The 26005-nt window shown below is 70.1% G+C and carries 21 protein-coding genes; 9 read left to right on the forward strand and 12 right to left on the reverse strand.

All coding sequences use genetic code 11. The features are described from left to right. Positions 1-25: 25 nt before the first annotated feature. Positions 26-3208: a YhdP family protein gene (locus BO39_RS06945; protein ID WP_156963543.1), complete on the reverse strand. Its 3183-nt coding sequence runs from the start codon at positions 3206-3208 to the stop codon at positions 26-28. Positions 3209-3225: 17 nt separating this feature from the next. On the opposite strand from BO39_RS06945, the gene BO39_RS06950 reads away from it, so the two are divergent. The 4 genes from BO39_RS06950 to BO39_RS06965 all read left to right on the forward strand — a co-directional run bounded on the left by BO39_RS06950 (position 3226) and on the right by BO39_RS06965 (position 7966). Next, a complete protein-coding gene (locus BO39_RS06950; RefSeq protein WP_043831346.1) occupies positions 3226-6204 on the forward strand; it encodes a bifunctional [glutamine synthetase] adenylyltransferase/[glutamine synthetase]-adenylyl-L-tyrosine phosphorylase in 2979 nt (992 codons plus the stop codon). Then, positions 6201-6653 carry a thioredoxin-dependent thiol peroxidase gene (gene bcp, locus BO39_RS06955; protein WP_043831347.1) on the forward strand — a complete coding sequence of 151 codons (453 nt, stop codon included), beginning with the start codon at positions 6201-6203 and terminating at the stop codon, positions 6651-6653. The genes BO39_RS06950 and bcp overlap by 4 nt, the downstream gene beginning before the upstream one ends. 93 nt (positions 6654-6746) lie before the next feature. Continuing rightward, complete coding sequence (locus BO39_RS06960) at positions 6747-7208, forward strand: hypothetical protein (protein WP_052401709.1); 462 nt, start codon at positions 6747-6749, stop codon at positions 7206-7208. 11 nt (positions 7209-7219) lie between these two features. Then, on the forward strand, positions 7220-7966 hold the full coding sequence (locus tag BO39_RS06965) for a DUF6065 family protein (RefSeq protein ID WP_043831350.1): 747 nt from the start codon (positions 7220-7222) through the stop codon (positions 7964-7966). Between the two features lie 185 nt (positions 7967-8151). Here BO39_RS06965 and BO39_RS06970 read toward each other — a convergent pair whose 3' ends face one another. Then, a complete protein-coding gene (locus BO39_RS06970) occupies positions 8152-9486 on the reverse strand; it encodes an ATP-binding protein (protein ID WP_342666311.1) in 1335 nt (444 codons plus the stop codon). A 37-nt stretch (positions 9487-9523) separates the two neighbouring features. Beyond that, positions 9524-10243, reverse strand: coding sequence for a response regulator (locus BO39_RS06975; protein ID WP_043831354.1), 720 nt, complete (start codon positions 10241-10243; stop codon positions 9524-9526). Between the two features lie 250 nt (positions 10244-10493). Here BO39_RS06975 and BO39_RS06980 point away from each other — a divergent pair, with 250 nt between their 5' ends. Then, positions 10494-11156, forward strand: coding sequence for a DNA-3-methyladenine glycosylase family protein (locus tag BO39_RS06980; protein WP_043831356.1), 663 nt, complete (start codon positions 10494-10496; stop codon positions 11154-11156). Between the two features lie 164 nt (positions 11157-11320). Here BO39_RS06980 and BO39_RS32475 read toward each other — a convergent pair whose 3' ends face one another. After that, positions 11321-11473, reverse strand: a complete 153-nt coding sequence (locus BO39_RS32475) for a hypothetical protein (protein ID WP_156963545.1) — start codon at positions 11471-11473, stop codon at positions 11321-11323. A gap of 159 nt (positions 11474-11632) precedes the next feature. On the opposite strand from BO39_RS32475, the gene BO39_RS06985 reads away from it, so the two are divergent. The 4 genes from BO39_RS06985 (at position 11633) to BO39_RS07000 (ending at position 15243) form a co-directional block, all read left to right on the forward strand. Beyond that, positions 11633-13147, forward strand: a complete 1515-nt coding sequence (locus tag BO39_RS06985; RefSeq protein WP_052401710.1) for a circularly permuted type 2 ATP-grasp protein — start codon at positions 11633-11635, stop codon at positions 13145-13147. Beyond that, on the forward strand, positions 13147-14088 hold the full coding sequence (locus tag BO39_RS06990) for an alpha-E domain-containing protein (protein WP_043831358.1): 942 nt from the start codon (positions 13147-13149) through the stop codon (positions 14086-14088). Before BO39_RS06985 ends, BO39_RS06990 begins: the two co-directional genes overlap by 1 nt. Positions 14089-14155: 67 nt before the next feature. Further along, positions 14156-14935: a proteasome-type protease gene (locus BO39_RS06995; RefSeq protein ID WP_342666312.1), complete on the forward strand. Its 780-nt coding sequence runs from the start codon at positions 14156-14158 to the stop codon at positions 14933-14935. A gap of 110 nt (positions 14936-15045) precedes the next feature. After that, positions 15046-15243 carry a hypothetical protein gene (locus tag BO39_RS07000; RefSeq protein WP_043831360.1) on the forward strand — a complete coding sequence of 66 codons (198 nt, stop codon included), beginning with the start codon at positions 15046-15048 and terminating at the stop codon, positions 15241-15243. 87 nt (positions 15244-15330) lie between these two features. Here the strand turns inward: BO39_RS07000 and alaS are convergent, their stop codons facing one another. The 8 genes from alaS to BO39_RS07030 form a co-directional block, all read right to left on the reverse strand. After that, entirely contained in the window at positions 15331-17982 is a 2652-nt protein-coding gene (gene alaS, locus BO39_RS07005; RefSeq protein ID WP_043831362.1) for an alanine--tRNA ligase, read from the reverse strand. A gap of 118 nt (positions 17983-18100) precedes the next feature. Further along, positions 18101-19762, reverse strand: a complete 1662-nt coding sequence (locus BO39_RS30935) for an ABC transporter substrate-binding protein (protein WP_084697917.1) — start codon at positions 19760-19762, stop codon at positions 18101-18103. After that, complete coding sequence (locus BO39_RS32480; protein ID WP_156963547.1) at positions 19759-20583, reverse strand: hypothetical protein; 825 nt, start codon at positions 20581-20583, stop codon at positions 19759-19761. The genes BO39_RS30935 and BO39_RS32480 overlap by 4 nt, the downstream gene beginning before the upstream one ends. Before the next feature lie 407 nt (positions 20584-20990). Continuing rightward, positions 20991-22031: a recombinase RecA gene (gene recA / locus BO39_RS07010; RefSeq protein WP_043831367.1), complete on the reverse strand. Its 1041-nt coding sequence runs from the start codon at positions 22029-22031 to the stop codon at positions 20991-20993. A 191-nt stretch (positions 22032-22222) separates the two neighbouring features. Next, positions 22223-23878 (reverse strand): ATP-binding protein, encoded by a 1656-nt coding sequence (locus tag BO39_RS07015; protein WP_245615004.1) that lies wholly within the window; start codon positions 23876-23878, stop codon positions 22223-22225. A gap of 7 nt (positions 23879-23885) precedes the next feature. Next, positions 23886-24944 (reverse strand): EscU/YscU/HrcU family type III secretion system export apparatus switch protein, encoded by a 1059-nt coding sequence (locus tag BO39_RS07020; protein ID WP_043831368.1) that lies wholly within the window; start codon positions 24942-24944, stop codon positions 23886-23888. A 3-nt stretch (positions 24945-24947) separates the two neighbouring features. Further along, complete coding sequence (locus BO39_RS07025) at positions 24948-25724, reverse strand: flagellar biosynthetic protein FliR (protein WP_043831370.1); 777 nt, start codon at positions 25722-25724, stop codon at positions 24948-24950. Continuing rightward, the gene (locus BO39_RS07030) at positions 25721-25996 is read right to left on the reverse strand and encodes a flagellar biosynthetic protein FliQ (protein WP_043831372.1); all 276 of its coding nucleotides are present in this window, start codon (positions 25994-25996) and stop codon (positions 25721-25723) included. Before BO39_RS07030 ends, BO39_RS07025 begins: the two co-directional genes overlap by 4 nt. Positions 25997-26005 lie beyond the last annotated feature (9 nt).

Below are 26005 nucleotides of genomic sequence, written 5' to 3' on the forward strand. Positions count from 1 at the left end.
GCCGGTCAAGCGCGCAGCACGCGCCCTAGTTCCCGCCGAACAGCCCCCGCAGCGCCCCCGGCGCCAGCATCGAGAGTGGGTCCAGCTGGAAATCCGGGTCGTCCAGCTTCCCCGTCATGCGGAAATTGGCGGCGAAGATCCCCCCGTTCCGCTCGGCCGTGAACAGCCGCCCGATCCCCGGCAGCCGCCCCAGCGCGCTGTTCAGCGCGTAGGAGGGAATGATCGTCCCGCGCAGGTCGTAGCGCTCCGCCTCCCGCAGGATACGCCCCTCCACCGTCACCCCCAGCGAGGCGGAGACCGCCCGCGCCTCGCGCAGCGTCAGCGCCTGCGGCGTCAGCGTGTAGGGCGCGCTCGCCACGGTGAAGCGCAGCCCCGGCCCGCGCGCCGCCTCTGGAATGCCGTAGATCGACAGCGCCTGCAGCAGCTTGCCGATCGAGGCCGCCTCCCGCACCCCGAACTCGCGCAGCTCCGCCACGCCCGTCAGCGGCGATCCCGGCGCGTTGGACGACCACTCCCCGGAGGCGTGGAAGGCCCCATCATCCACCGCGTCGAACAGCCCGAGGTCGCGCAGCAGGGTGCCGAAGCCCGAGGCCCGCGCCTCCATCGCCCGCCCCGCCCCGCGCGGCACCACCACCGCCTCGAAGCCGCCGCCGCGCACCCCGCGCCCACTCGCGCGCAGCTCCCGCAGCACGCCGCGCGCATCCACGAACAGCGCCGCCTGCACCGGCGCCAGCTCCCGCCCCTCGTTCAGCAGCACCCGGTCGAACACGGCGTCCACCCGCATCGCCGTCTCCCCGCCGCCCCGCCCGCCGGAGGAAGCGGCGCGTTCCCGCAGCAGCCCGCGCGCGTCGAGCACCGTGCCGCGCACCCGGATGTCCCAGGGATCGCCCGGCCCCGTCGGAGAGGCGAAGCGCCCGACGAGCCGGCTCGCCCCCACCCGCGCCTCCAGCACATCGGCCGAGTAGGCGTCGCTGCGCCCGAAGGCGACGCCGCCGCGCACGTCCAGCTGCGGTCCCTCGATCCGCACGCCCTCCAGTGCCACGAGCTCGTCGCCCCGGAAGCGCAGGGTCCCCTCTGCCCGGGCCGCCACCCCCGGCGCCTTGGAATAGAGGAAGGGCGAGAGCGCCAGCCGCGTGTCCCGCAGGTCCGCCCGCACGGCGACCTCCGCCTCGCGGGAGCGGTGACGTTCCACCTGCGCGACGTAGCCCATCGGCCCCGTCGCATAGGGCGCGGCCTCCACGCCCAGGCGGCGCAGGTCGGCGGCCTCCGCGCGCCCCTCCACCCGCACCCGCTCCGTCACCTGGGAGGGCGGGCCGGGCCGGAAGTCGAGCTGCGCCTCCAACCGCCCGGGGATGGTGCCGAGCTGCGCGTTGCCCGCCAGCCGCATCCCCGCCAGGTCCACCTGCACGTCGAGATCCGCCCGCTCCACCGGCTGTCCCCGGATGAAGTCGGCGATGCGGCCGTTCATCACCTTCCCCGTGGCGGAGACCGCGATCTCCTCCGTCCGCAGGTCCTTCTTCAGCGGCGTGGTCAGCGTCAGCCGCGCGTCCACCGTGCCGCCCGCCGCCCCCAGCTCCAGCGGCCGCTTGTCGAACAGGTGCAGCCGCGGGTGCCGCACGATCGTCAGCACATCGGCCAGCGGGCCCGTCACCCGCCCGTTGATCTCCGCCTTCTCCGCGTCGTTATCGAGGTCGAAGAGCCGCACCCGCGCCTCGGGCAGCGCGAGCCCCGTGCCCGACTGCCGGTTGGCCCGCGCCTGCACCACCACCTCGCCGAGTGAGAAGGTGATCAGCCCGTCCGCCCCCTCGATCGGCGGCACCGGGCGCAGCCAGTGCACCGTCACCCCCTCGGCGCGCAGCGTGCCGTTCACCTCCGTCACGCGCGGGTCGGAAAGGCCGGAGCCCACCTCCCCCTTCACCACCCAGCGGCCGTCCCGCGCCGCGCCGGCCGTCAGGTTCTCTACCAGCCAGGACCGCACGTTCACCGCCAGGTCCGCCGGCCAGTAGCGGTCGAGGTCGGCCACCGCCAGCCAGTCCACCGTGAGCTCGGCCTGTCCATGCCAGCGGTCCTCGCGCCGGTCCGCACTCGCCTTCGCGCTGATCCGCGTGGGCCGCCCCGCGGGCCCCGTGGCGGGCAGCGTCAGCTCCAGCCGCTCCATCTCGAGATGCGTGCCGTCGTTCGTCAGCACCAGTCGCGCCGCCTGGAAGGGCACGCGCCGGTCCGGCGCCACCACCTGCCCTCCCTCGGCCCTCACCTCGGCCCGCCCCGTGAAGCGCCCGTCCCCGAAGTCGTAGCGCCCGCTCAGCCGCGCCCCGAGATCCGCCTCCAGAACCGAGAGCGGCTTGAGCGAGGGCAGCGCCGCGGCAAGCGCGGCGGGGCTCACCGCGTCGATCTCGAGCGCCGCCTCCGCCACCGGCGGCTCCCCCGCCGCACGGCCGACGATGCGCACCGGGATCTGCTGCCCCGCGACAAGCAAGGCGCCGGACCCCGCAATGCCCAGCGCCCCGTCCGCGCCACGGGTGAGAGAAAGTCCGACCTCGTCGAGCGACCAGTTGAAGCGCAGCGGATCGTCCCGCACCTGCACCAGCCCGCTCTCGATCCGCACCTCCTGGAGGGAGGCAAGCGGCGAATCGCTCGCCGGCCCTCGCAGCGCCCGCGCCAGCGCCTGCGTCCCCGCCTCCAGGCTCTGCGCCCCGTCCGAAGGCGGCGCCTCCGGCACCTCCGGCGGCACGCCGAGGTCGAGCGCGAGGTCGCCCGCCATGTCACGCCGCAGCGAGACGAAGGGATCGCGCAGCAGCACCCGCTCCGGCGCCGCCACCCCGTGCAGCAGCGGCGGCACCGCCAGCGTCACCTCCACCGAGGCGAGCGAGGCCCGCGTCGACCCCTCCGGGTCCGCCGCCCGCAGAGCGTCCAACCGCAGCTGCAGCGGCGCGGGCCGGCCGTCCTTCCAGCCCTCCCAGGCCACCCAGGCCTGGCCGTAGGTGACGCGCACACCCGGGGCCATGCCGGTCAGCCGCGCCGCCACCGCGTTGTTCACCGCGGTGATGGAGGGAATCGCCAGCGGCCCCTGCGCCAGCCGCCAACCGAGCGCCGCCAGCCCCACCCCTAGAAGGATCGCGGCGAGCATCGCCAGGCGCAGCAGGAAGGAAACCGCCTGCACCGCGCGGCGCCAGGAGTGCCTCCCCACTTGACCAACAAGGCGCCTCACGCGTTGCCTGCCGGGAGATGTCCGAAAACGATGCCAGCCGCCGTCGGCCCCCGCCACCTTTCGACGAGGCCTCCGCGAACCGCCTGAGGGAGGACTTCGTCGCGCGCGGGGCCGCCGAGGCCGCCTATGCCGCCTCGCCCGCCGGCAGCGCGCTCCTCGGCGCGCTCGGCGGCCACAGCCCCTTCCTCGCCGACCTCGCGCTGCGCGAGGCGACGACGCTGCTCCGCATGGCCGAGCGCGGGGCGGACGCGGCTCTCGCCGCCGCCCTCGACCCCCTCGGCCGCGCCGATCCGGGCGCGAGCTTCACCCAGCTCGGCGCCGTGCTGCGCCAGGCGAAGCGCCAGGCCGCGCTCATCGTCGCCGCCGCCGACCTCACGGGCGAATGGAGCCTCGACCAGGTGACCGGCGCCCTCTCCACCCTCGCCGAGACCTGCATCGACCTCGCCTGCGCCCACCTCCTGCGGGAGGCCGCGGCGCGTGGCGACATCGCCCTGCCCAACGCCGCGAAGCGCGACGCCCGGAGCGCCAGCAAGGGCTCGGGCCTCGTCGTCCTCGGCATGGGCAAGCTCGGCGGGCGCGAGCTGAACTACTCCTCCGACGTCGATCTGATGGTCCTCTTCGATCCGGCCGCCGCCATCGATCCGGACACGGCCCAGGGCACCTTCGTGCGCCTGGCGCGCGACCTCGTGCGGCTGCTGGAGGAACGCACGGCGGAGGGATACGTCTTCCGGACTGATCTGCGCCTCCGTCCGGACCCGGCCGCGACTCCGCTGGCCGTCTCGATACAGGCGGCGATCACCTATTACGAGAGCTTCGGCCAGAATTGGGAACGGGCCGCCATGCTCAAGGCCCGCCCCGTCGCCGGGGACCGCGCCCTGGCCGAAAGCTTCCTGGCGGAGATCCGCCCCTTCGTCTGGCGCCGCCACCTCGACTTCGCGATGATCGCGGACATCCACTCGATCAAGCGCCAGATCCACGCCGTCCACGGCAGCAAACGCGGCGCGGGGTCTGAGATCGCGGTCGCCGGCCACGACGTGAAGCTCGGCCGCGGCGGCATCCGCGAGATCGAGTTCACCGCCCAGGTCGCCCAGCTCATCTGGGGCGGGCGAGACCCCAGCCTGCGCGACCCCACCACCCTCGGCGCCCTCGTGGCGCTCGCCGCCGCCGGCCGCATGGACCGGCGCGCCGCGGCCGAGCTGGCCGACGCCTATGTCTTCCTCCGCGACGTCGAGCACCGCCTGCAGATGGTCGCCGACCGCCAGACCCACCGCCTGCCCGAGGACCCGGACGGCCTCACCCGCATCGCCTCCTTCATGGGCTTCGACAGCACGGAGGCCTTCTCCGCCGCTCTCACCGGCCATCTGCGCCGCGTCGCCGGCCAGTACTCCCGCCAGTTCGAGGCCGGACCGCCCCTCAGCCTCCCGCCCGGCGAGGGCTTCGAGGGCGGCAACCTCGTCTTCACCGGCCCCGAGAACGACCCGGCGACGCTCGAAACCCTGCACGCCATGGGCTTCGCGAACCCGACCGGCATCTCCGCGATGATCCGCGCCTGGCATCACGGCCACCGCCGCGGCACCCGCAGTTCCCGCGCGCGAGAACTGCTGACGGCCCTCATGCCCGCCCTGCTGGCCGCCTTCGCCCGCCAGCGCGAGCCCGACGCGGCCCTCGCCCGGCTCGATGCCCTGCTGGACCGCTTGCCGGCGGGCGTGCAGGTGCTCAGCCTCCTGCACCGCAACCCCGCCCTGCTGGACCGGATCGCCGGCGTCCTCGGCGCCGCGCCTGCCCTCGCCGACCACCTCGCCCGCGACCCCTCCGCGCTCGAGGGCCTACTCGCCGGCGGCACGGGCCAGGCAGCGTCGGCCATCCCCGCCCTCGTCGGCGCCGCGCGCCACTACGAGGAAGCGCTCGAATCCGTCCGCCGCATGGTCACGGAAGGCCGCTTCGAGGTGGATGTCGCGGCGCTCGAAGGCGCGCTCGACGTGGACGCCGCCGGCATCGCCCGCGCCGAGCTGGCGGAGGCCGCCATCTCCTGCCTCCTCCCCCAGGTCGCGAAGGACTTCGCCACGCGCCACGGCAAGGTCGCCGGCGGGGCGATGGCCGTCGTCGGCATGGGCAAGCTTGGGAGCCGGGAGATGCTGCCGGGCTCGGACCTCGACCTCGTCCTCATCTACGACCACGCCGAGGACGCGACCGAGAGCGACGGCCCGAAACCCCTCGCGGTGCCCACCTACTTCGCTCGCCTCGCCGCGCAGTTCGTGGCCGCCCTCACCGCCCCGGGCGCCGAGGGCAAGCCCTACGAGGTGGACATGCGCCTCCGCCCCTCCGGCAACAAAGGCCCCGTCGCGGCCAGCATCGCCGCCTTCGAGCGCTACCACGGCCCGAAGGAGGGCGGTGGCCAAGCCTGGACCTGGGAGCGGATGGCCCTCACCCGCGCCCGCCCCGTCGCCGGGCCGCCCGCCCTGCGCAAGCGCATCGCCGAGTGCTGCCGCGGCGCCCTCATCGCCCATGCCGGCCCCCAGGCGGTCGCGGACGCCATCGCCATGCGCGCCCGCATGATCCGCGACCTGCCACCCGAGGGCCCCTGGGACGTGAAGGCCATTCCCGGCGGCCTGGTGGAGGTGGAATTCATCGCCCAGGCCCTGCAATGCGCCCACGCCGCCACCCATCCCCGCATCCTCGCCCCCAGCACGCGCGACGCTCTCGCCAATCTCGCCCGCGCCGGCCTGCTCGATGCGGACGAGGCGGCCGCGCTGATCCGGGCGGAGCGCTTCTGGCGCGGCCTCCAATCCCTCCTTCGCCTGACCGTCGGCAGCGTGCGGACCGAGGCGCTGCCCCCCGCCTCCGCCCACGCCCTGCTCCGCGCCCTCGCCCCTGCCTGCGAGACGCCGCCCGTTGACCTCCCCGCGCTCCGCGGGCAGATGCGCGACGTTGCGGCCACGGTTCGCTCGGCCTTCGAGCGCCGCCTCGGGCCGCTGCCAGTACGGGGGGCCGCATGATCGAGGTTGGTGACAAGGCGCCGGAATTCGACCTGCCGGCCGCGGGCGGCAAGCGTGTCAGCGCCGCCCTGCTGCGCGGCCGCCGCTACGCCCTCTATTTCTACCCGAAGGCCGACACCTCCGGCTGCACCGTCCAGGCCCAGGGCGTGCAGGAGAACCTCGCCGCCCTGGAGAAGGCCGGCATCACCGTCATCGGCGTCTCGCCCGACCCCGTGAAGAAGATCGAGGCCTTCGCGAAGAAATACGGCCTCACCTTCACCCTCGCCTCGGACGCCGACCAGTCCCTCGCCGCGGCCTACGACGCCTGGGTCGAGAAATCCATGTATGGCCGCAAATACATGGGCATGGAGCGCAGCACCTTCCTCGTCTCCGCCGACGGCACGGTCGAGGCCATCTGGCGCAAGGTGAAGCCGGCCGAGCACGCGGCCCTCCTCCTCGCGGCGGCCTGAACCGCGCCCTGCTGAAACAAAGGGGGCACGGGGTGGACACGGCGCGCGTCCTCCCCTTTCCTGCGGCCCACTATCCGACTCAAGGGGCGTAGCATGCGGCGGAACTGGATGAAGTGGGTCATGGTCGCGGCGCTCGCCGCCCCCCTGGCCGCGGCGGACGCGCAGCAGCCGGAGGCCCAGGCCGCCCCGCATGCCTGGCTCTTCGGAAGCTGGACCGGCGGCATCTACCCCGCCACGGAAACCGAGGGCGCGAACTGCGCCGCCCAGCCCACCGTCATCTTCACCCGCGACGTCATCATGCGCGTCTCCGTGCTGGAGGTGCCCTACCGCCAGCGCCTGATCGAGACCGTCTCGGGCGGCCCCGACGCCGTCGAGTTCCGCATGGCGCCCCCCGCCGCCGCCATCCCGCCGCTGGGCGGCCGCCTGCCGCCCGACAGCGCCTTCGGCTGCGCGAACCCGAACAACCTTCGCGTCGAGCGCCGCGGCCCGAACGAGATCGTCTTTCCCAACTGCGCCGAGTTCCCGAGCCCCCTGAAGCGCTGCACCGCCCGCTGAGCCGCCCGGCCGTGCCCGAGGAGGAGCCACCGCTCCGCCTCACCGCCCACAGCCTCGGCGGCCCGGCCCCCACCCTCCGCCCCGCCCCCGCGCGGCGGGACTGGATGGACGCCACACCGCAGAGCTTCGCCAATCGCTGCCTGCCGCTGACCATCGCGAACGCCCACGGCTGGGAGGTCGTCGGCGAGGGCGGCTTCGAGGCCTGGTGGAACGGCGGCCCCATCCCCGGGGACATCACCATCCGCGCCGAGCGGCCCGGCCGGCCCACCCCGGTCAGCCATTTCGGCTCCGGGATCCTCACCTTCCACATCGACCTCGTCTTCCGCACCGACCCCGGCATCAGCCTCTGGGTCTCCGGCCCGCCCAACCTGCCGAAGGACGGGATCTACCCCCTGACCGGCATCGTCGAGACCGACTGGTCCCCCGCCACCTTCACCATGAACTGGCGCTTCACCCGACCGCGCCACCCCGTCCGCTTCGCCCCCGGCGAGCCCGTCTGCTTCCTCTTCCCCGTCCCGCGAGACCTCATCCCCCGCGTGGAACCCCGCCTCCGCCCCATCGCGGACGACCCCGCGCTGGACGCCGCCTACCGCGATTGGTCCGCCTCCCGCGCCGGCTTCAACGCGGGCCTGAAGGAACCGGGGAGCGAGGCCCGCGCCCAGGGCTGGCAGCGCGACTACCACCGCGGCCGCATCGGCGAGAGCGCGGCGGAGGACCACCTTACGCGGCTCCGCCCGAAGCCTTTCGCGCAGGACTGACCGGCGCCGCGGCCCCTGACCCCCCAGTTGGCTTTCGCGGAACCTTCCTGAAGGGGCAGTCGCCGCGGGTCTTGGACCCGAGGCGCACCGGCCGCGAAGCACCCCCAACTCGAAGAAAAAGATGAGCGGGGGCTGGGGGGGGGGGAGAATTCGTTCTCTCCCCCGGAGTCACCCGCGCGGACTGTTCAAGCCGGCAGCGTCGCCACCGCCAGCAGCCCGCCTTCCGGCCGGTTCCTCAGCACCACGTCCCCGCCATGCGCCCGCAGGATGTTCCGCGCGATTGGCAGGCCGAGCCCCACGCCCCCGGTCTCGCGGTTGCGGCTCGTCTCCAGCCGGCGGAAGGGCTGGAACACCGCCTCGTGGCTTTCCTCGGGGATACCCGGCCCCTCGTCCTCCACCCGAAGCTGGATCTGCCCGCCCTGGGGCGGCACCAGCACCACGCGCGCCGCGTTGCCGTAGTTCAACGCGTTCGCGACAAGGTTCGCCAGCGCCCGCTTGAGCGCGATCGGCCGCCCGCGCACCGTCAGCCGCTCCGGCCCCTCATAGGCGAAGGTCTCCGCTGGCGCGTCCGGCCGCGCATCCGCCGCCTCGTCCAGCACCGTGCGGCAGAGCGCCGCGAGGTCGAGCGGCACGGACGGTTCGGCCGCCGCGTCGTCCCGCGCGAAGGCAAGGGTCGCGTTCACCATCGCCTCCATCTCCTCGAGGTCCGACAGCATCTTCGCGCGCTGCTCCTCGTCCTCCATGAACTCGGCGCGCAGCTTCAGCCGCGTGATGGGCGTCCGGAGGTCGTGGCCGATCGCGGCCAGCATCTGCGTGCGGTCCCCCACGAAACGCCGGATGCGCTCGGCCATGGTGTTGAAGGCGCGCGCCGCGGTCGCGACCTCCAGCGGCCCGTCCTCCGGCATGGGCGGCGCGTTCACGTCGCGCCCCAGCGCATTGGCCGCCCGCGCCAGGTCGCTCACGGGCCGCGTCAGCCGCCGCGTCGCCCAGACGATGAGCAGCGCCGCCGCCGCCGTCATGAGCAGGAAGGCGATGAGGAAGGTCTCGGAATGCCAGGGCCGGAGCGGCGGCATGCGCAGCTTCACGTTCACCCATTGCGAGCCGTCCGGCAGCAGCGCCGAGACATAGAGCGTCCCGAAGCCCATTCCCGCCTGCACTTCCCGAGCCCGCCAGCGCGGCGGCCCGCCCAGAAGGATCTCCGGCCGGACCATTCGCAGCACGGGCGGCGGCGCCGGCAGCATCCCCGACCGTACCCAGGGCAGGGAATCCAGCCCTGCCTCCAGTCCCTCCGGCAGTTCCATCTCGGCCAGCATCACGGCCCGCCGGTCCGGGGGGTTGATCACCATGCTGCGCCAGAGCGTGAACACGCGGGCGGAGGTCTCCCGCTCCATCGCCGCGCGCTGCAGGTCCACCCGGTCCAGCGCGTGGATGGTCAGTCCCGCCGCCTGCACGGCCATGAGCGCGAGCAGCAGGAACACCGCCGTCCGCGCCGCCAGCGTGCAGGGCAGGAAGCGCCGCAAGATACCTCTCATCGTGCAGGATGCGGCGGGCGCCGCATCAGGCCGCCCGCTCCACGTCGGCCGCCAGCACATAGCCGCCGCCGCGCACGGTCTTGATCAGGCTGGGGTTGCGCCCGTCATCCTCCAGCTTCCGCCGCAGCCGGGAAACCGCCACGTCGATCGCCCGGTCGAAAGGCCCCGCCTGCCGCCCGCGCAGCAGGTCCATCAGCATGTCGCGCGTCAGCACCCGGTTCGGCCGCTCCACCAGGACCGTCAGCAGCTCGTACTCGCCCCCCGTCAGCGGCACCTCCGCGCCATCCGGGTTCAGCAGCCGGCGCCGCTGCGGCTCCAGCACCCAGCCGCCGAAGCGGATGGCGCTCGGCAGCGGGTCCCGCCGCGGCCCCTCGCCGTGGGCGCGCCGCATCACCGCGCGGATCCGCGCCAGCAGCTCCCGCGGGTTGAAGGGCTTGGCCACGTAGTCGTCCGCGCCCAGCTCCAGCCCCACGATCCGGTCCGTCTCCTCGCCCATGGCGGTGAGCATGACGATCGGCACGTCGGACTGCGATCGCAGCCAGCGCGCGAAGTCGAGGCCCGATTCGCCGGGCATCATCAGATCCAGCACCACGATGTGGTATCGCCCGAGCGGCCAGGCGCGCCGCGCCTCCCGCGCCTCCCGCGCGGTCGTCACGCGAAATCCCTGCTTCTCCAGGAACCGCGCCAGCAGCTCCCGGATCTCACGGTCGTCGTCCACGACGAGGATGTGCGGTGCGGTTTCCATGCCCGTTACATAGCGTGCCCAGGGGCCATGTCGCGGGCCGACTTGTTACAATCCATGTCGGAACGGCCGCCCGTTTCCGGCCGTTTCACCATCACGGGATCGCGCCTTCAACGGGCGCCCCGGCGTGCCAGATAGGGGGCAACGGCGGTGCCCTTCCCCCCAAACCCCCAGGGCATCGTCGCAGGAACGGCGGCGGGAGGATCGCATCCCCCCTTGTCGCGGCACCCGCCGCCGTTCACCTCACCCCCACATGTCCCTGGACAGCACGAACCACCCCGCATGGGCCGCCGCAGGGCTCGCCGCCCTCGCGCGGGCCGATCCGGTCCTGCACGCCGTGCCCCTCGCGGCCGGCCCGCTGCCCTGGCGCCGCCGCGCCCCCGGCTTTCCCGGCCTTCTCCGCGCCATCTGCGGCCAACAGATCAGCAACACGGCTGCCCAGGCTATCTGGAACCGCCTGCGGGCCCTCCCCGGCGCCCTCGACCCCGCCGGCCTCCTCGCGCTCGACGACGCTGCGCTTTGCGGCATCGGCGGCCTCTCCCGCCCGAAGGCCGCCCACGCCCGCGCCCTCGCGGCCGCCATCCTCGAAGGCAAGCTCCGCCTCGGTGCGATCCCGTCCATGACCGACGCCGAAGCCGTCGCCCACCTCTCCGAAATCCGCGGCCTCGGCCGCTGGACCGCCCAGGTCCACCTCCTCTTTGCCGAGGACCGGCCGGACATCTTCCCCGAAGGCGACCTCGCCCTCGCCGCCTCCCTCGCCAACCTCCGCGCCCTGCCCGCCCGCCCGGCGCCGCGCGCCCTGACCGCCCTGGCCGAGGATTGGGCGCCTTACCGCTCCCTCGCCGCCCGGCTCCTCTGGCACCACTGGCGCCACGTCACGGGACGGCCGGGGAAGGATCCGGAGGATGACGGGTGAGGTCCCTGGTCCCGTTTCCGGCTACCGCTGAACCGTCCTTCGCGTGCCGTCGCCTCGGGTTCATGACCCAAGGCGCACCCGCCATAACAATCCCAAACAAGGGAAGAAAAATGAGGGGGGGTTCGGGTAGGGAACTCATTCTCCCGCCCGGAGTCACCAGCGCCTCAGTATCCCAGCGCCACCGCCACCTCGCCGATCGCCCAGAAGGCGGGAAAGGCGACGACGAAGGCCAGCATGGCCTCGCGCAGGGCATCATTCGGGATCAGGGGTCGGGTTGCGGCATGGACGTATCGCATGGACAGAAGTGAACATAACATGAACAACGCCTGCAAGCGCCGCCTTCACCCCCCTTCCGCACGATAACGCGACCTGGGCTCTCACCGGGCCGCCATGCGCCCGCCCCCCTCCCCCGGCACGCGACTTGCTGCAACCATGGCGCAGCGGCCCGTCCCGGCCGCAGCAAGAGGGGGGACAGGGTGCCGGCTTTCGACGAGATGCATGAGGAAGGAAGGGTGCGCGCCCCCTATGCGGGCATCGCGCGCTACCTTGAGGCGGCGGGCGGCCAGGCGCTGGAGGCCAAGCGCCGAGAGGCCGAGATCCTTTTCCGCCGCATCGGCGTGACCTTCGCCGTCTACACGGAAGGCGGCGACCCCGAGCGCCTCATCCCCTTCGACGTCATCCCCCGCATCATCGCCCGCGAGGAGTGGGAGGGCCTGAAGCGCGGGCTGGAGCAGCGCGTCCGCGCCCTCAACGCCTTCCTCGCCGATGTCTACGGTCCGCGCCGCATCCTGGAAGCGGGCCTCATCCCCGCCGACCTCGTCCTCAAGAACGAGGGCTACCGCGCGGCCATGGAGGGCTTCACCCCACCGGGCGGCGTCTACACCGTCATCTCCGGCATCGACCTCGTCCGCACCGCCGCCGACGAGTTCTTCGTGCTCGAGGACAACTGCCGCGTCCCCTCCGGCGTCTCCTACATGCTGGAGAACCGCGAGGCGATGATGCGCCTCCTCCCCGGCCTCTGCGCCTCCCACCGCATCGCACCGGTCGGCCACTACCCCGAGGAACTGCTGGTCACCCTCAAGTCCCTCGCACCCCCCGCCTGCGCCGCCGAGCCGACGGTCGTCGTCCTCACCCCCGGCCCCTTCAACTCCGCCTATTACGAGCACTCCTTCCTCGCCGACGAGATGGGCGTGGAACTCGTGGAGGGCGCCGACCTCTTCGTGCGGGACGACACGGTCTTCATGCGCACCACCGCCGGCCCGCGCCGCGTGGACGTCATCTACCGCCGCGTGGACGACGAGTACCTCGACCCCCTCGCCTTCCGCGAGGACTCCACCCTCGGCGTCCCCGGCCTCATGCGCGCCTACCTCGCGGGCCGCGTGACCCTGGCCAACGCGCCGGGCGCCGGCATCGCCGACGACAAGGCGGTCTACCCCTTCGTCCCCGAGATGATCCGCTTCTACCTCTCGGAGGAGCCGATCCTGAACAACGTCCCCACCTACATGTGCGAGCGGGAGGAGGAGCGCGAATACGTCCTCGCCCATCTCGGCGAGCTGGTGGTGAAGCTTGCCCGCGGCTCCGGCGGCTACGGCATGCTCGTCGGCCCCCACAGCACCCCGGAAGAGCGCGCCCTCTTCGAGACCCGCATCCGCGAGCGCCCGGCCGACTACATCGCCCAGCCCACCCTCGCCCTCTCCACCGTCCCCACCCTCGTCGCCGGCGGCATGGCGCCCCGCCACGTCGATCTCCGCCCCTTCGTCCTCTTCGGGCGGGACCAGGTCCGCATGGTCCCCGGCGGCCTCACCCGCGTCGCCCTGCGGGAGGGCTCGCTCGTCGTGAACTCCTCCCAGGGCGGCGGCACGAAGGACACCTGGGTGCTGGAGGACGATACGCGCCCCATGTCGCAATCCATGGAGGCGGGCGGGATGACCCAGAGCATGGGCGGCATGACCCAATCCTTCGCGAAGCCCGATAACGGGAACACCCGCTGATGCTCGCCCGCACCGCCGACAGCCTCTTCTGGCTCGGCCGCTACATGGAGCGCGCCGGCAACGTCGCGCGCGGCCTCAACGTCTCTCTGCGCATGGCGGCCCTCGCCGCCCCGCGCGGGACGGAGAGCGCGGAATGGACCGGCCTCCTCGCCGCCACCGGCACGGGCGCCCACTACACGGAGCTCTACGGCGAGCCGACGCCCGACGGCGCCGCCCGCTGGCTGACGCTCGACACCCTCAACCCCTCCTCCATCTCCGCCTGCTTCGAGGCCGCCCGTCGCAACGCCCGCGCCGTCCGCACCGCGCTCACCGTGGACATGTGGGAGGCCGTCAACGACAGCTGGATCGACCTCCGCAAGCTCGACCCCGGCGATGCCGGCGGGGACCGCCTGATGGGCTTCCTCGACTGGGTGATGTCCCGCGCCGTCCTGTTCAACGGCGCCGCCATGGACACCATGCTGCGGGACGACGCCTGGCGCTTCGTCCGCCTCGGCACGATGCTCGAGCGCGCGGACAACACCGCCCGCCTCCTCGCCTCCCGCAGCGATGCCTTCGGCGCCGGGGCAGAGGAGGACCCCGCGAACCACGTCCAGTGGCAGGGCCTGCTCCGCTCCGTCTCGGCGCTGCGCGCCTACCAGCATATGTACCGCGACCGCCTGCGCCCGGCGCGCGTGGTGGAGCTGCTGCTGATGCGCCCCGAGCACCCGCGCTCCGTCACCGCCTGCTACGAGGAGGTGAACGACATCCTCAGCGTCCTCGCCATGTCCGAGGGAGAGGACCGCGTCTCCTGCCGCCGCCTGGCCGCGGCGCTGCGCGGCCGCTGCGTGGCGCAGACCCCCGCGCGCCTGATGGATGGCGGCCTGAAGAGCCTGCTAAGCGAGGTCATCGAGGGCAACACTCATCTCGGCGTCTCCATCGGGAAGTGCTTCCTCGTCGGCTAGGAAGGGGCCCTCGCGGCCCCGCCCCCTCCACCGCCGCGCAGCCGGGCGAGAGGCCCGCGGAAACGAAGTGCCGCGCCGCGTGTTGCCCCGGCGCGGCGGCGGGGAGCCCGGCACCATGACCTATTGCGTCGGCCTCTTCCTGAGGGATGGCCTCGTGATGCTCGGCGATACCCGCACCAACGCGGGCGTCGACAACATCTCCACCTTCTCCAAGCTCTACACGGCGGGGGTGGAGGGGGACCGCAGCTTCGGCCTCCTCTCGGCGGGGAACCTCGGCATCACCCAGGCCGTCTGGAACCGCCTGCAGGAGGGCGTGCTGCTTGACGGCGAAATGCAGACCCTCCTCACCGTCCCCACCATGTTCCGCGCCGCCCAGCTCGTCGGCGCGGCCGTGCGAGCCGTCTACGCGGCGGACGGGGCGGCGCTGAAGGCACAAGGCCTCTCCTTCACCGCCTCCTTCCTCATCGGCGGGCAGATCCGCGGGGACGACGCGCACCTCTTCCTCGTCTACTCCGCCGGCAACTTCATCGAGGCCACGGCGGATACCCCCTTCCTCCAGATCGGGGAGCACAAGTACGGCAAGCCCATCATCACGCGGGTGCTGACCCACGACACGCCGCTGGAGGACGGGGTGAAGCTCGTGCTCGTCAGCATGGACGACACGGTGCGCACCAATCTCTCGGTCGGGCTGCCGCTTGACCTGCTGGTGCTCCGCAAGGATCGCTTCGAGACACCCGCCGTGCGCCGCATCGCCGCCGACGACCCGTATTTCGCGGCGCTGCGAAACGGCTGGTCCAGCCGGATGCGGCAGACCTTCCGGGACCTGCCCTCGCCCGAATGGATGTGAGGTGCGGGCAGTTCCCCCGGCAGAACACGGATGTGGACTCCGCGCAACAGTTTCACTGAGGTTGATCACGGGACTGTGAAGATGCGGTGAGAGGGCGCTAACCTCGCCCCATGAGCAATTTCCGAGCCCTCTCCCTCCCCGGCCGCGTCGTCCTGGTGCACGACATGCCCGACCAGATCGTGGTCTCCGAATTCGATGCAGCGGAGGCGACGACGCTGCTGCGCCAGCTCGAGGACGCGCTGGCGCAGGTCCTCCGCGGCCTCGCCGAGCAGGCCGGCGAGCCGCTCTGCCCCGAAGCCGTGGGCTGAGGCGAGCCGCCCGGTGCCTTTCGGCCCGGGCTTCGTGGGGATGCGGCAGGTCCGCCTCGGCTTCGCCGGGGGAACCCGCCCCTCGCGTCACGCCGCCAGGGCGCCGCGGATGGCGGCCAGGGCCTCGGCCGACTTGCCGCCCTCGGGGCCGCCGGCCTGGGCCATGTCCGGGCGACCGCCGCCGCCCTTGCCGCCGACCGCGGCCGAGGCGGCGCGGACGAGTGTGACGGCGTCCGCCCTGCCCTTCGCGGCCTCGCCGACGGCGACGACGATGCTCGCCTTGCCTTCCGCTGAGGAGACGAGGGCGACAACGTCGGCGGTGCCGCCCTTGAGGATGGCTTCCGCCAGGCCCTTCAGGTCGCGGGGCGGGACCTCGCCGAGGTCGCGGAGGGAGACACGGAGGCCGGCCAGTTCTTCGACCTCGGAGGCGCTGCCGCCGGTGGCGAGCTTGCGGCGGAGGTCGGCGATCTCGCGCTCGAGCTTGCGGCGGTCCTCCAGGAGGGCGGTGATGCGGGCGGGAACCTCGTGGGCGGGGACCTTGAGGGCGGCGGCGGTCTCGCGGAGGAGGCGCTCCTCCTCCTCGACGATGGCGAGCGCGGCGGGGCCGGTGACGGCTTCCACGCGGCGGACGCCGGCGGCGACGGCGCTCTCCCCGACGATCTTGAAGATGCCGATGTCGCCGGTGCGGTTCACGTGGGTGCCGCCGCAGAGTTCCAGGCTGTAGACGCCGTGGCGGGAGGTGGCCTCGGGGTCGTGGCCCATGCCGATGACGCGGACCTCGTCGCCGTATTTCTCGCCGAACAGGGCCATGGCGCCGGCCTCGACGGCCTGCTCGGGGGTCATCAGGCGGGTGGTGACTTCCGCATTCTCGCGGATGCGGGCGTTCACCTCCTGCTCCACCCAATGCAGATCCTCGGGGGACATGGGGGTGGGCTGGGAGACGTCGAAGCGCAGGCGCTCGGGGGCGTTGAGGCTGCCCTTCTGCGCGACGTGGTCGCCGAGGCGGCGGCGCAGGGCCTCGTGCAGGAGGTGGGTGGCGCTGTGGTGGGCGCGGATGGCGCTGCGGCGGTGGTGGGCGACCTCCGCCAGGACGGGGGCGCCGGTGTTGGCGGTGCCGTGCTGGACGATGCCGATGTGGATGAAGAGGCCGAGCTTCTTCTGGGTGTCGCGGATGGCGATTTGTAGATTGTCGGGGCCGGTGATGAGGCCGGCGTCGCCGACCTGGCCGCCGGACTCGGCGTAGAAGGGGGTCTGGTTGAGGACCACCGAGACTTCGGTGCCCTCGGGGGCCTCGGTGACTTCCTTGTTGTCGGCGACGATGGCGAGGATCGAGGCCTCGGCGCGCTCGGTGGTGTAGCCCTGGAACTCGGTGCCGGTGGCGAGGCGTTCCTTGATGTCGAACCAGAGGGTTTCGGTGGCGGCGTCGCCGGTGCCGGACCAGGCGGCGCGGGCGCGGCGGCGCTGCTCCGCCATGGCGGTCTCGAAGCCCTCGGTGTCCACGGGGCGGCCCTCGGCGCGGAGGGCGTCCTGGGTGAGGTCGAGGGGGAAGCCGAAGGTGTCGTAGAGGCGGAAGGCGATGTCGCCCGGGAGGGGCTGGCGGTCGCCGAGCTTCGCGGTTTCCTCGGCGAGGAGGCCGAGGCCGCGTTCGAGGAGGTGGCGGAAGCGGGTTTCTTCCAGGCGGAGGGTTTCGGTGATCAGGGATTCCGCGCGGACGAGTTCGGGGTAGGCGGCGCCCATCTGGCGGTTGAGGACCGGGACCAAGCGGGGGAGTAGGGGGTCGCGGGCGCCCATCATGTGGGCGTGGCGCATGGCGCGGCGGAGGATGCGGCGGAGGACGTAGCCGCGGCCCTCGTTGGAGGGGAGGACGCCCTCCGCGATGAGGAAGGCGCCGGAGCGGAGGTGGTCGGCGACGACGCGGTGGCTGGCCTTGAAGGGGCCGTCGGGGTCCTGGCTGGTGGCCTCGGCGGAGGCGAGGATGATCGCGCGGAAGGTGTCGGTGTCGTAGTTATCGTGGACGCCCTGCATGATCGCGGTGAAGCGTTCCATGCCCATGCCGGTGTCGATCGAGGGGCGCGGGAGGGGGTTGCGGACCCCGGCCGGCTGCTCGAGGAACTGCATGAAGACGAGGTTCCAGATCTCGATGAAGCGGTCGCCGTCCTCATCGGGGGAGCCGGGGGGGCCGCCGGGGATGCCCGGGCCGTGGTCGTAGAAGATTTCGGAGCAGGGGCCGCAGGGGCCGGTGTCGCCCATGCGCCAGAAGTTGTCGCTGGTGGCGATGCGGATGATGCGGTCTTCGGGGAGACCGGCGATCTTCTTCCAGAGGGCGGCCGCGTCGTCGTCCTCGTGGTAGACGGTGACGAGGAGCTTTTCGCGGTCTAGCGCGAAGTCCTTCGTGAGCAGGGTCCAGGCGTGGTGGATGGCCTGTTCCTTGAAGTAGTCGCCGAAGGAGAAGTTACCCAGCATCTCGAAGAAGGTGTGGTGGCGGGCGGTGTAGCCGACGTTGTCGAGATCGTTGTGCTTGCCGCCGGCGCGGAGGCACTTCTGAGCCGTGGTGGCTCGACTGTAGGGACGATGCTCGGCGCCGGTAAAGACGTTTTTAAACTGCACCATGCCAGCAGCAGTAAAAAGCAAAGAAGGATCGTTGGTCGGAACCAGCGAGCTCGAAGGAACTACTGAATGCCCAGTTCTCCCAAAATACTTAAGAAACGTACCCCTAATATCGTCCGAAGTCGCGTACATCAGCGCCATCCTCAACTCTACACTTTATAATAGTGAGAACAGCTCCAGGACGCAAGCGGGCACGGAACCGTTGATGCAGAGCAGCAACGGCGAAAACCACATCGCGAAAGTTGCAAGTTCAGGGAGGCGGACTGGTGTAAAACTGGTCTGCCAGTGTGAACTCGTCAGCGCGCGCCGCATAATTTAGATCGCGTTTTGTTGCCCATGTGTTAACCTGATGATATAGCGGAATCAGAGCTATCTGATCACGAAAAGCCGCCTTTGTTGCCATTGACCAGAGGTCCAGACGCTGCGACTGATCTGTCGTAACAAGCGCCCGCTCAATTATCTGGTCAAGGGCTGCATTAGAATAGCTTAAAAAATTAGCAGCTCCCCTCCCACGCCGCCTATCCGGTGTAGCGAGTAGGCCCTCGAAATAGGTATTCGGCTCGCCAGACGCGTGCGACCAACCGTATAAGGCGGCGCTGAAATCTCCACGTGCGAGCCTGGAAAAGAAAACACCTGACGGAACAGCATCAACCTCGGTCTTTATTCCGATGCGCTCCCACATTTGCGCCACAGCCTGCAACACCCGGTCGTCGTTAACGTAGCGGTCCGACGGGCCGGCGAGAATGATCCGCAATCCATCCGGCCATCCAGCGTCCCGCAAGAGCCGTCTCGCCTCCTCTGGTTCGAATTTGTCAGGTGCGATAGCTGCATCATACCCCGGCGCACCATCCGGCAAAAACTGACCGGCCGAAGTCGCTTGCCCGTCCATAATTCGGTGCACCAAAGCGTCTCGATTGATCGCAGAGGAGAGAGCTTGCCGAACACGACGATCCTGCAAAGGATTGACCGGCAGATTCCTTCCATCTGGAGCACGGATGTCAGGAGAGATTGCCCTAGCCTGATCCATAACTAGGAACAGCAGCCTGAACCCTGTCCGCCTGTGGACAGCAAAGCGGCTATCCCGAGCCAGAATTTGGAAATCGCGAGGAGGCACGGCCTCGACAGCGTCGACGTCTCCTGATCGAAGTGCAGCAACACGCGAAGCGTCCGCACTTAAAACTTTAAATGTAACTCTGTTCCACTTCGCTATACCCCGCCACCAGCTATCGTTGCGTTCCAACGTAGCCCCCTCACCGTTCCGATATCCAACTACCCTATACGGCCCACTACCGACCGCAGCGAACAAGCGGTTGAAATCGGCAGTTGCGGCGTTCTGAGCAATTTGGTGTGGTACGATTAGGACTGCAGGCAGAAGTGTCGGCAAGAGCGGCGACGGGGATGCTGTTCGGAGTTGAAGCCGCAATTCATCTAGAACGACTACAGAAGTAAGGTCAAGTTGGTGACGTCCGGGGCTACTAGGTATAGTTGCTACACGAGCAAGACTTGCGGCGACATCGGCAGAACGCACCGGCTCCCCAGTACTAAAGCGTGCACGGCGGTCAAGTACAACTTCCCAACCCAATCCGTCTGCCAAAGGGCTCCAACTTTCTGCCAAGGAGGGAATTAAATTTGCAGAGGCGTCCCGCTCAATTAACGACTCGAAGACATGCTGGTGAAGAGCGAGGCTGGGTGCGTGAGCATGAAAGTGCGGATCAAAACTTGTCGGGGCGGCAGCCAAGCCGATCCGTAACTCTTGTGCTCCAACTGAGACGGTGACGAACAAGTAGAGTAAGGCACCGCCTACTTTCGACAGATCGAGCAACCGCTGGTTTCGAAGTGGTTTCCAAGGCGAGGACCGCTCTAGGCTGCCGTCTAAATTGATACTGACTGCCTGTCGAGCCTTACGCATCATGGAACTACGACCGCCTCCTTTGAGACTGCCCGCAAGAACAGTCTAGTCGCTCCCTCGAAGACAAACTGATCCTTGAATATGTCGCGTGAATGGAAGCCCAAATCATTCCTGAAGATCTGGGCGCGAAAGAGGGTTTGCGGCGCTTGGATCCGGCGCTCACATGCAAGCAGTGCTGATTGCATATCCGCAAGAAGCTGTGAACCCTCTTCGTCTTTCCCCATCAGCTCTCCATTACTAAACGCGTAGATCTCGCCGTCAGAAGTTTCCCAGAATGCCGTTACTTCAGTGAAGGCCTCCGGCTCAAGGGGCGCATCAAGCTGACTTTGATAAACAACGGGAGTGGGGCGAAATTTGAATTTCTTTCCTGAGCCTTTTTCTGTGATTCGCCGAAGCTCGGGGCATTCCCTTTTATGGACATATATAAAATTTCCAGGATCTTTATACCCAACAAAAAGGTTCATCAAGCTAACGTACTTCGGAATATGGAAGCCGTTCCGGCGAGCGATGACGTCGTTATGAAATCCGAGTTTTTCGTCAGGTGAATAGAACTTGATTCCAGCATTTTTCATGGCAGTTCTGTTGTCTGCAGAACTTTTGTAAATGGTAAACGGGAGCTTACTTTTCGACTCTAAGGTGCTCTCAAAAAGACAGGAGTTCACGAGTTGGAACAAAGATGCACTCAGTATAATCTGTTCGGCGCCTGGGAGGTTCTCCGGGACGCATAGATCCACGGAAATCAGTCCATCACCATCCGAGCTGAGTTGCCTAAGACAGTTCGTCTGATCGGAGAGGAAGGTTTCAACACGGCTTCTGAGAAGCAACTCTAATCGATCATGCGGTATCGAGCTTAGATTGGTCACGCAGTGAGCTTTAAGATGCGTCAAGCATTCCTGAACAATGCTTTGTGGTATGCTAGCGAGGGCAGGACTTTTCATGAAAAAAAAGCACGCCCGTTAAGGCGTGCCCTCTAGTTTGTTTTCGACACACTATTCGCTATCACCAACATCATCCAAAGTACATTCTGGAGACTGAAGGCAAGGATCAGCCTCCGCCAGCACTTCATCAATGATATTCTGGAAATTCTCGGGTTCCATGTGTTTATCCTCCAGCAGCTCTTGCCAGCGTCTGCAAGGCCATTTGAAGGCTGACAGGATGCACTCAGCTCGGTCAAGAAGATTTTTGAATTAAAACTGGATCGATCTGGTACACTCCCGATTCGCTATTATACTCATTCCGCCGCGGCGGCGGCTTCCTCGGCGTCCGGGGCGACCATCATGGCGTTGGCGACCTGGTTGGCCTGGTCGCGGATGCGCTTCTCGATGGACTCCGCCAGCTCGGGGTGGTCGCGGAGGAACTGCTTGGCGTTCTCGCGGCCCTGGCCGATGCGCTGGCTGTCGGCGGAGAACCAGGCGCCGGACTTCTCGACCACGCCGGCCTTGACGCCGAGGTCGATGAGCTCGCCGACCTTGGAGACGCCCTCGCCGTACATGATGTCGAACTCGACCTGCCGGAATGGCGGGGCCATCTTGTTCTTCACCACCTTCACGCGGGTCTGGTTGCCGACGACTTCCTCGCGGTCCTTGATCTGGCCGATGCGGCGGATTTCCATGCGGATGGAGGCATAGAACTTCAGCGCGTTGCCGCCCGTGGTCGTCTCCGGGTTGCCGAACATGACGCCGATCTTCAGCCGGATCTGGTTGAGGAAGATCATCATGCAGTTGGAGCGGGCGATGGAGCCGGTCAGCTTACGCAGCGCCTGGGACATGAGGCGGGCGTGGAGGCCGACGTGGCTGTCGCCCATCTCGCCCTCGAGTTCGGCGCGGGGGACGAGGGCGGCGACGGAGTCGATCACCAGCACGTCGATGGCGCCGGAGCGGACGAGGGTGTCGGCGATTTCCAGCGCCTGCTCACCGGCGTCGGGCTGGGAGATGAGGAGGTTGTCCACGTCCACGCCGAGCTTGCGGGCGTAGCCGGGGTCGAGGGCGTGCTCGGCGTCGATGAAGGCGCAGGTGCCGCCCTTCTTCTGGGCTTCGGCGACGCACTGGAGGGCGAGGGTGGTCTTGCCCGAGGATTCCGGGCCGTAGATCTCGATGACGCGGCCCTTGGGGAGGCCGCCGATGCCGAGGGCCAGGTCGAGGCCAAGGGAGCCGGTGGAGACGACCTCGACGTCCTCGTTAATCTGCTTTCCGCCCATCCGCATGATGGAGCCCTTCCCGAAGGAGCGCTCGATCTGGGAGAGAGCGGCCTCGAGAGCCTTGTTCTTTTCCATTGTGGAAGTAGCCCCTTGCGTTCGGTGGACGGCTCGCGTGCCACCGGCGGATGAGTGGATGGTGAGTTACACCACCGCCTCACGCGCTTGTTAACCGGCCGGGGTGGGCGTGCACAAGGTGAAACGCCGCCCCGGTCCAGGATGTTCATATTATGTTCAGGGTCGCCAAAAGCAAGGGGAAAGAGGGCGATTCAGGGGAGGTTGGCGACGGCCTGGACGAGGTCGGCGGGGCGGTAGGGCTTGGGGAGGAAGAGGGTGGGGGTGCGGGGGTCCCTCCCCTGCCCTGCTCCTTCGGTTGCCGGTGGTTCGGGGGAGAGGTCGCGGGTGAGGTCGGTGCCGAGGGCGGCTTCGGCGTAGCCGCTGGTGAGGATGACGGGGAGGTCCGGGCGCTGGGCGCGGAGGGCACGGGCGAGGGCGATGCCGTCGGTGCCGGGCATGGTGATGTCGGAGATGAGGGCGTCCGGGGCGAGGCCGGCTTCGACGAGTTCGAGGGCGGTGTCGCCGTCCTCGGCCTGGGTGACCTTGTGGCCGGCGCGTTCGAGGGCGACGGCGGAGAGGCGGCGGAGGGGGGCTTCGTCGTCCACGAGGAGGATGTGGCGGGTGGTGGGGCGCGGGGGTGGCGTAGGGGTGGCCTGGGCGGGGGGAGTTGGGTCGGGCTCGCCCTCGTGGCGGGGGAAGGCGATGCGGAAGCGGGTGTGGCCGGGGCGGCTCTCGATCTGGAGGGCGCCGCCGGACTGGCGGACGATGCCGTGGACGGTTGCCAGGCCGAGGCCGGTGCCGCCCTGGGCGGCGCGGGTGGTGAAGAAGGGTTCGACCACGCGGCCGAGGGTTTCGGGGGGCATGCCCGGCCCGTTGTCGGTGACTTCGAGGACGACCCAGCGGCCGGGGGGGAGGGTGTCGGGGAGGCCGGGTTCCTCGCGGAGGGCGACGGCGGTGTCGGTGGCGATGGTGAGGCGGGCGGTGCCTTCGGGTAGGGCGGCCATGGCGTCGCGGGCGTTGGTCGCGAGGTTGAGGAGGACCTGGTCGAGCTGGACGGGGTCCACGCGGACGCGGCGGCCGAGGGCGTGGGGGCGGAGGTCGAGGGCGATGTGCGGGCCGAGGAGGCTGCGGAGCATGGGCGTCATCGCAGCGACGGTGTCGTCGAGGCTGACCACGCGGGGTTCGAGTTGCTGGCGCCGGGCGAAGGCGAGGAGGCGACGGACGAGGGCGGCGCCGCGGGCGGCGGCGTCGAGGGCGGGCTGGAGGTCGGACGTGGTTTGAGGCGCGGCCTGGCGGGCGACGTCCACCGCGGAGACGATGATCGAGAGAAGGTTGTTGATGTCGTGGGCGATGCCGCCGGCGAGCTGGCCGACGGTGCGCAGGCGCTCGCCGGCGGCGGCCCCCTCGCGGCCGCGGGCGCGCTCGGAGAGGTCCTCGGCCAGGAGGATGCGGGTGCCGTCCGGGAGAGGGGAGAGGTTGAGGGCAGCGAGGAGCGGGGGCTGGCCTTCGGGCTGGGCGAGTTCGGCTTCCAGCGCTGCCGGGGCGGGGCTTTCGAGCCAGCGGAGGATGGCGGGGCGGGCCGCGAGGCCCGCGAGGGAAGGCGCGGGGGTGCCCGGGCGCAGCGGGACGGCGGGGCCGAGCATCCGGCGGAGGGCGGGGTTGGCGTGGAGGAGCGTGTTCGCCGCGTCGAGCAGGGCGGCGCCCTGGGGGAGCGCGTCGATGAGGGCGAGCAGGGTCGCGTCCGGCGCGGGGCCGGGCCGGGAAAGTCCGAGTGCTCTCCGGATGCCGTCCGCCATGGGGGCCAGCCTAGCGTGGGCGGTGGGCGCGTCCAGCGGGGTGGGTGCAAGTCTTATGCGGGGGCGGCTCATGCGCGGCTCATACGGGCGGCCTGTTGCTGCGGGCGCGCCAGACGAAGGCGATGATCTCGGCGACGGCCTGGTAGTGCTCGGGCGGGATCTCGGTCTCCAGCGGCAGCTTAAAGAGGGCGCGGGCGAGCGGCGGGTTGGAGACGAGGGGCACGCCCGATTCGCGGGCCTTCTCGCGGATGCGGGCGGCGACCTCGTCGGCGCCTTTGGCGAGGATCTTCGGGGCGGAGGCGGAACCCTCGTCGTAGCCGAGGGCGACAGCGAAGTGGGTGGGGTTGGTGATGATGACGGCGGCGCGGGGGACGGCAGCCATCATGCGTTGGCGGGCGCGCTGCTGGCGGATGGCCTTCTGCTTGCCCTTCACATGCGGGTCGCCCTCGCTGTCCTTCGCTTCCTGCTTCATCTCCTCACGGCTCATTCGCAGGCGGCGGAGATGGCGGAAATGGACGAGGAAGACGTCGCCGGCGGCGAGGAGGGCGAAGGCGGCGAGGGTGGCGGCGACGAGGCGCAGGCCCTGATCGGCGACGGTGGAGAGGAGCGCCGAGGCGGGCTGGTGCATCAGCGTCTCCAGCAGCTCGGGCGCGGCGCCGGCGTGCCAGATGGCGGCGCCGACGAGGGCCATCTTGAGGAGCGTTTTCAGGAACTCGATCAGCGGCTCCATGCCGACGAGGCGCTTGAAGCCGGACATCGGGGAGAGGCGGGAGAATTGTGGCTTGAGGCCCTGGGCGGAGACGAGGCCGCGGGTCTGCAGAAGCGTGGTGCCGGCGGCGCCGATCGCGGCGGCGGCGAGGACGGGGAGGAGGACGAGGGCGGAAGGCTGGAGGAGTTCCAGCGCCTGCTGGGGTGAGAGCTCGTGGCCGCGCTCGAGGATGCCGCGGAGGGCGCGCAGGAGGTCGCGGCCCATTGAGGGAAGGGCAGAGGCGGCGGCAAGGACGGCGAGGAGGAGGGCCATGAAGCCCGAGGCCTCACGCGAGTTCGGGACCTGGCCTTCCTCCCGCGCCTTCTCGAGCCGCCGGGCGCTGGGTGGGCCCTGGCGGTCCTCGGCGTCGGCGCCTTCCTCTTCGGCCATGGATTAGCGAAGCCCCGGGAGGGTGGACCAGCCGGCCTGGAGCGCGACCATGAAGCTACCGAGCAGCGAAGGGGCGAGGAGGGCGAGAAGGGCGAGGCCGGCGACGATCTGGCCGGGAGCCGCGACAAAGAAGACCTGGATGGAGGGCGCGACGCGGGCGATGAGCGCCATGGCAAGGTTGATGGTGACGGCGGCGAGCACGAAGGGCGCGGCGAGGCGGAGCGCGAGAGCGAGCATGGCGCCGCCGGCCTCGGCCAGTTCGCCCGCGGCCTCGGCGGCGGGCCAGGGGGCGCCGGGGGGCATGAGGGTGTAGGACTCGGCGAGGGCGCGCAGCGGCAGCGCGTGCAGGCCGGTGGAGAGGACGAGGACGGCGGCGGCGAGGGTGCCGAGCCGGCCGAGGGCGGAGGCGCCGCTGCCGAGCGCCGCGTCCGGGACGAGGATATTGGCGAGGCCGAGCAGGGTGGCGCCGGCCTGGAGGGCGACGGAGAGGGCAAGGGCGAGGAGGCGCGCGAGGCCGCCGATCCAGAGGCCGGTCGCGATCTCGAGCGAGATGAGGCGGGCGGTGGTGGCGATGTCGTCCGGGGCCGGCGGCAGGGTGGGGGCGAGGACGGGCAGCAGGAGCGGCACGAGGCCGAGGGCGATGGCCAGGCGGATCGGGGCGGGCACGTCGCTTTCGCCGAGGCCGGGGAGGATCATCGCGGCGGCGCCGAGGCGGGCGAGGACGAGCACGGCCTGGAAGGCGAGCGAGGGCAGGGCCGCGAGGAGCTCGGCCTCGGTCACGGCATGCCGCCGAGGGCGACCATGCGGTCGAAGAGCGTGACCGTCCAGGCGCGGAGCGATTCGACCATGAAGGGGCCGAGGAGGAGGAGGCCGCCGCCGGTGACCGCGAGCTTCGGCAGGAAGGCGAGCGAGGCTTCCTGGATCTGGGTGAGGGCCTGGATGACCGAGACGGCGAGGCCGACAACGAGGAGCGCGATCAGCAGGGGTGCGCCCAGTTGCAGGCAGATCCAGATCGCGTCGCGCATCGATTGCGCGACGAGTTCGACGTCCATTCGGCCCTC

Origin of the sequence: Roseomonas aerilata DSM 19363 (assembly GCF_000711725.1) — a bacterium.
Classification (GTDB): domain Bacteria; phylum Pseudomonadota; class Alphaproteobacteria; order Acetobacterales; family Acetobacteraceae; genus Roseomonas; species Roseomonas aerilata.

What these genes read in the sequence shown, in the direction of transcription:
- BO39_RS06950 (WP_043831346.1), top strand. Translation starts at nt 3,226, where the DNA reads ATGTCCGAAAACGATGCCAGCCGCCGTCGGCCCCCGCCACCTTTCGAC.
- bcp (WP_043831347.1), top strand. Translation starts at nt 6,201, where the DNA reads ATGATCGAGGTTGGTGACAAGGCGCCGGAATTCGACCTGCCGGCCGCG.
- BO39_RS06960 (WP_052401709.1), top strand. Translation starts at nt 6,747, where the DNA reads ATGCGGCGGAACTGGATGAAGTGGGTCATGGTCGCGGCGCTCGCCGCC.
- BO39_RS06975 (WP_043831354.1), bottom strand. Translation starts at nt 10,243, where the DNA reads ATGGAAACCGCACCGCACATCCTCGTCGTGGACGACGACCGTGAGATC.
- BO39_RS06980 (WP_043831356.1), top strand. Translation starts at nt 10,494, where the DNA reads ATGTCCCTGGACAGCACGAACCACCCCGCATGGGCCGCCGCAGGGCTC.
- BO39_RS32475 (WP_156963545.1), bottom strand. Translation starts at nt 11,473, where the DNA reads ATGTTATGTTCACTTCTGTCCATGCGATACGTCCATGCCGCAACCCGA.
- BO39_RS06990 (WP_043831358.1), top strand. Translation starts at nt 13,147, where the DNA reads ATGCTCGCCCGCACCGCCGACAGCCTCTTCTGGCTCGGCCGCTACATG.
- BO39_RS07000 (WP_043831360.1), top strand. Translation starts at nt 15,046, where the DNA reads ATGAGCAATTTCCGAGCCCTCTCCCTCCCCGGCCGCGTCGTCCTGGTG.
- alaS (WP_043831362.1), bottom strand. Translation starts at nt 17,982, where the DNA reads ATGTACGCGACTTCGGACGATATTAGGGGTACGTTTCTTAAGTATTTT.
- BO39_RS30935 (WP_084697917.1), bottom strand. Translation starts at nt 19,762, where the DNA reads ATGATGCGTAAGGCTCGACAGGCAGTCAGTATCAATTTAGACGGCAGC.
- recA (WP_043831367.1), bottom strand. Translation starts at nt 22,031, where the DNA reads ATGGAAAAGAACAAGGCTCTCGAGGCCGCTCTCTCCCAGATCGAGCGC.
- BO39_RS07015 (WP_245615004.1), bottom strand. Translation starts at nt 23,878, where the DNA reads ATGAGCCGCCCCCGCATAAGACTTGCACCCACCCCGCTGGACGCGCCC.
- BO39_RS07020 (WP_043831368.1), bottom strand. Translation starts at nt 24,944, where the DNA reads ATGGCCGAAGAGGAAGGCGCCGACGCCGAGGACCGCCAGGGCCCACCC.
- BO39_RS07030 (WP_043831372.1), bottom strand. Translation starts at nt 25,996, where the DNA reads ATGGACGTCGAACTCGTCGCGCAATCGATGCGCGACGCGATCTGGATC.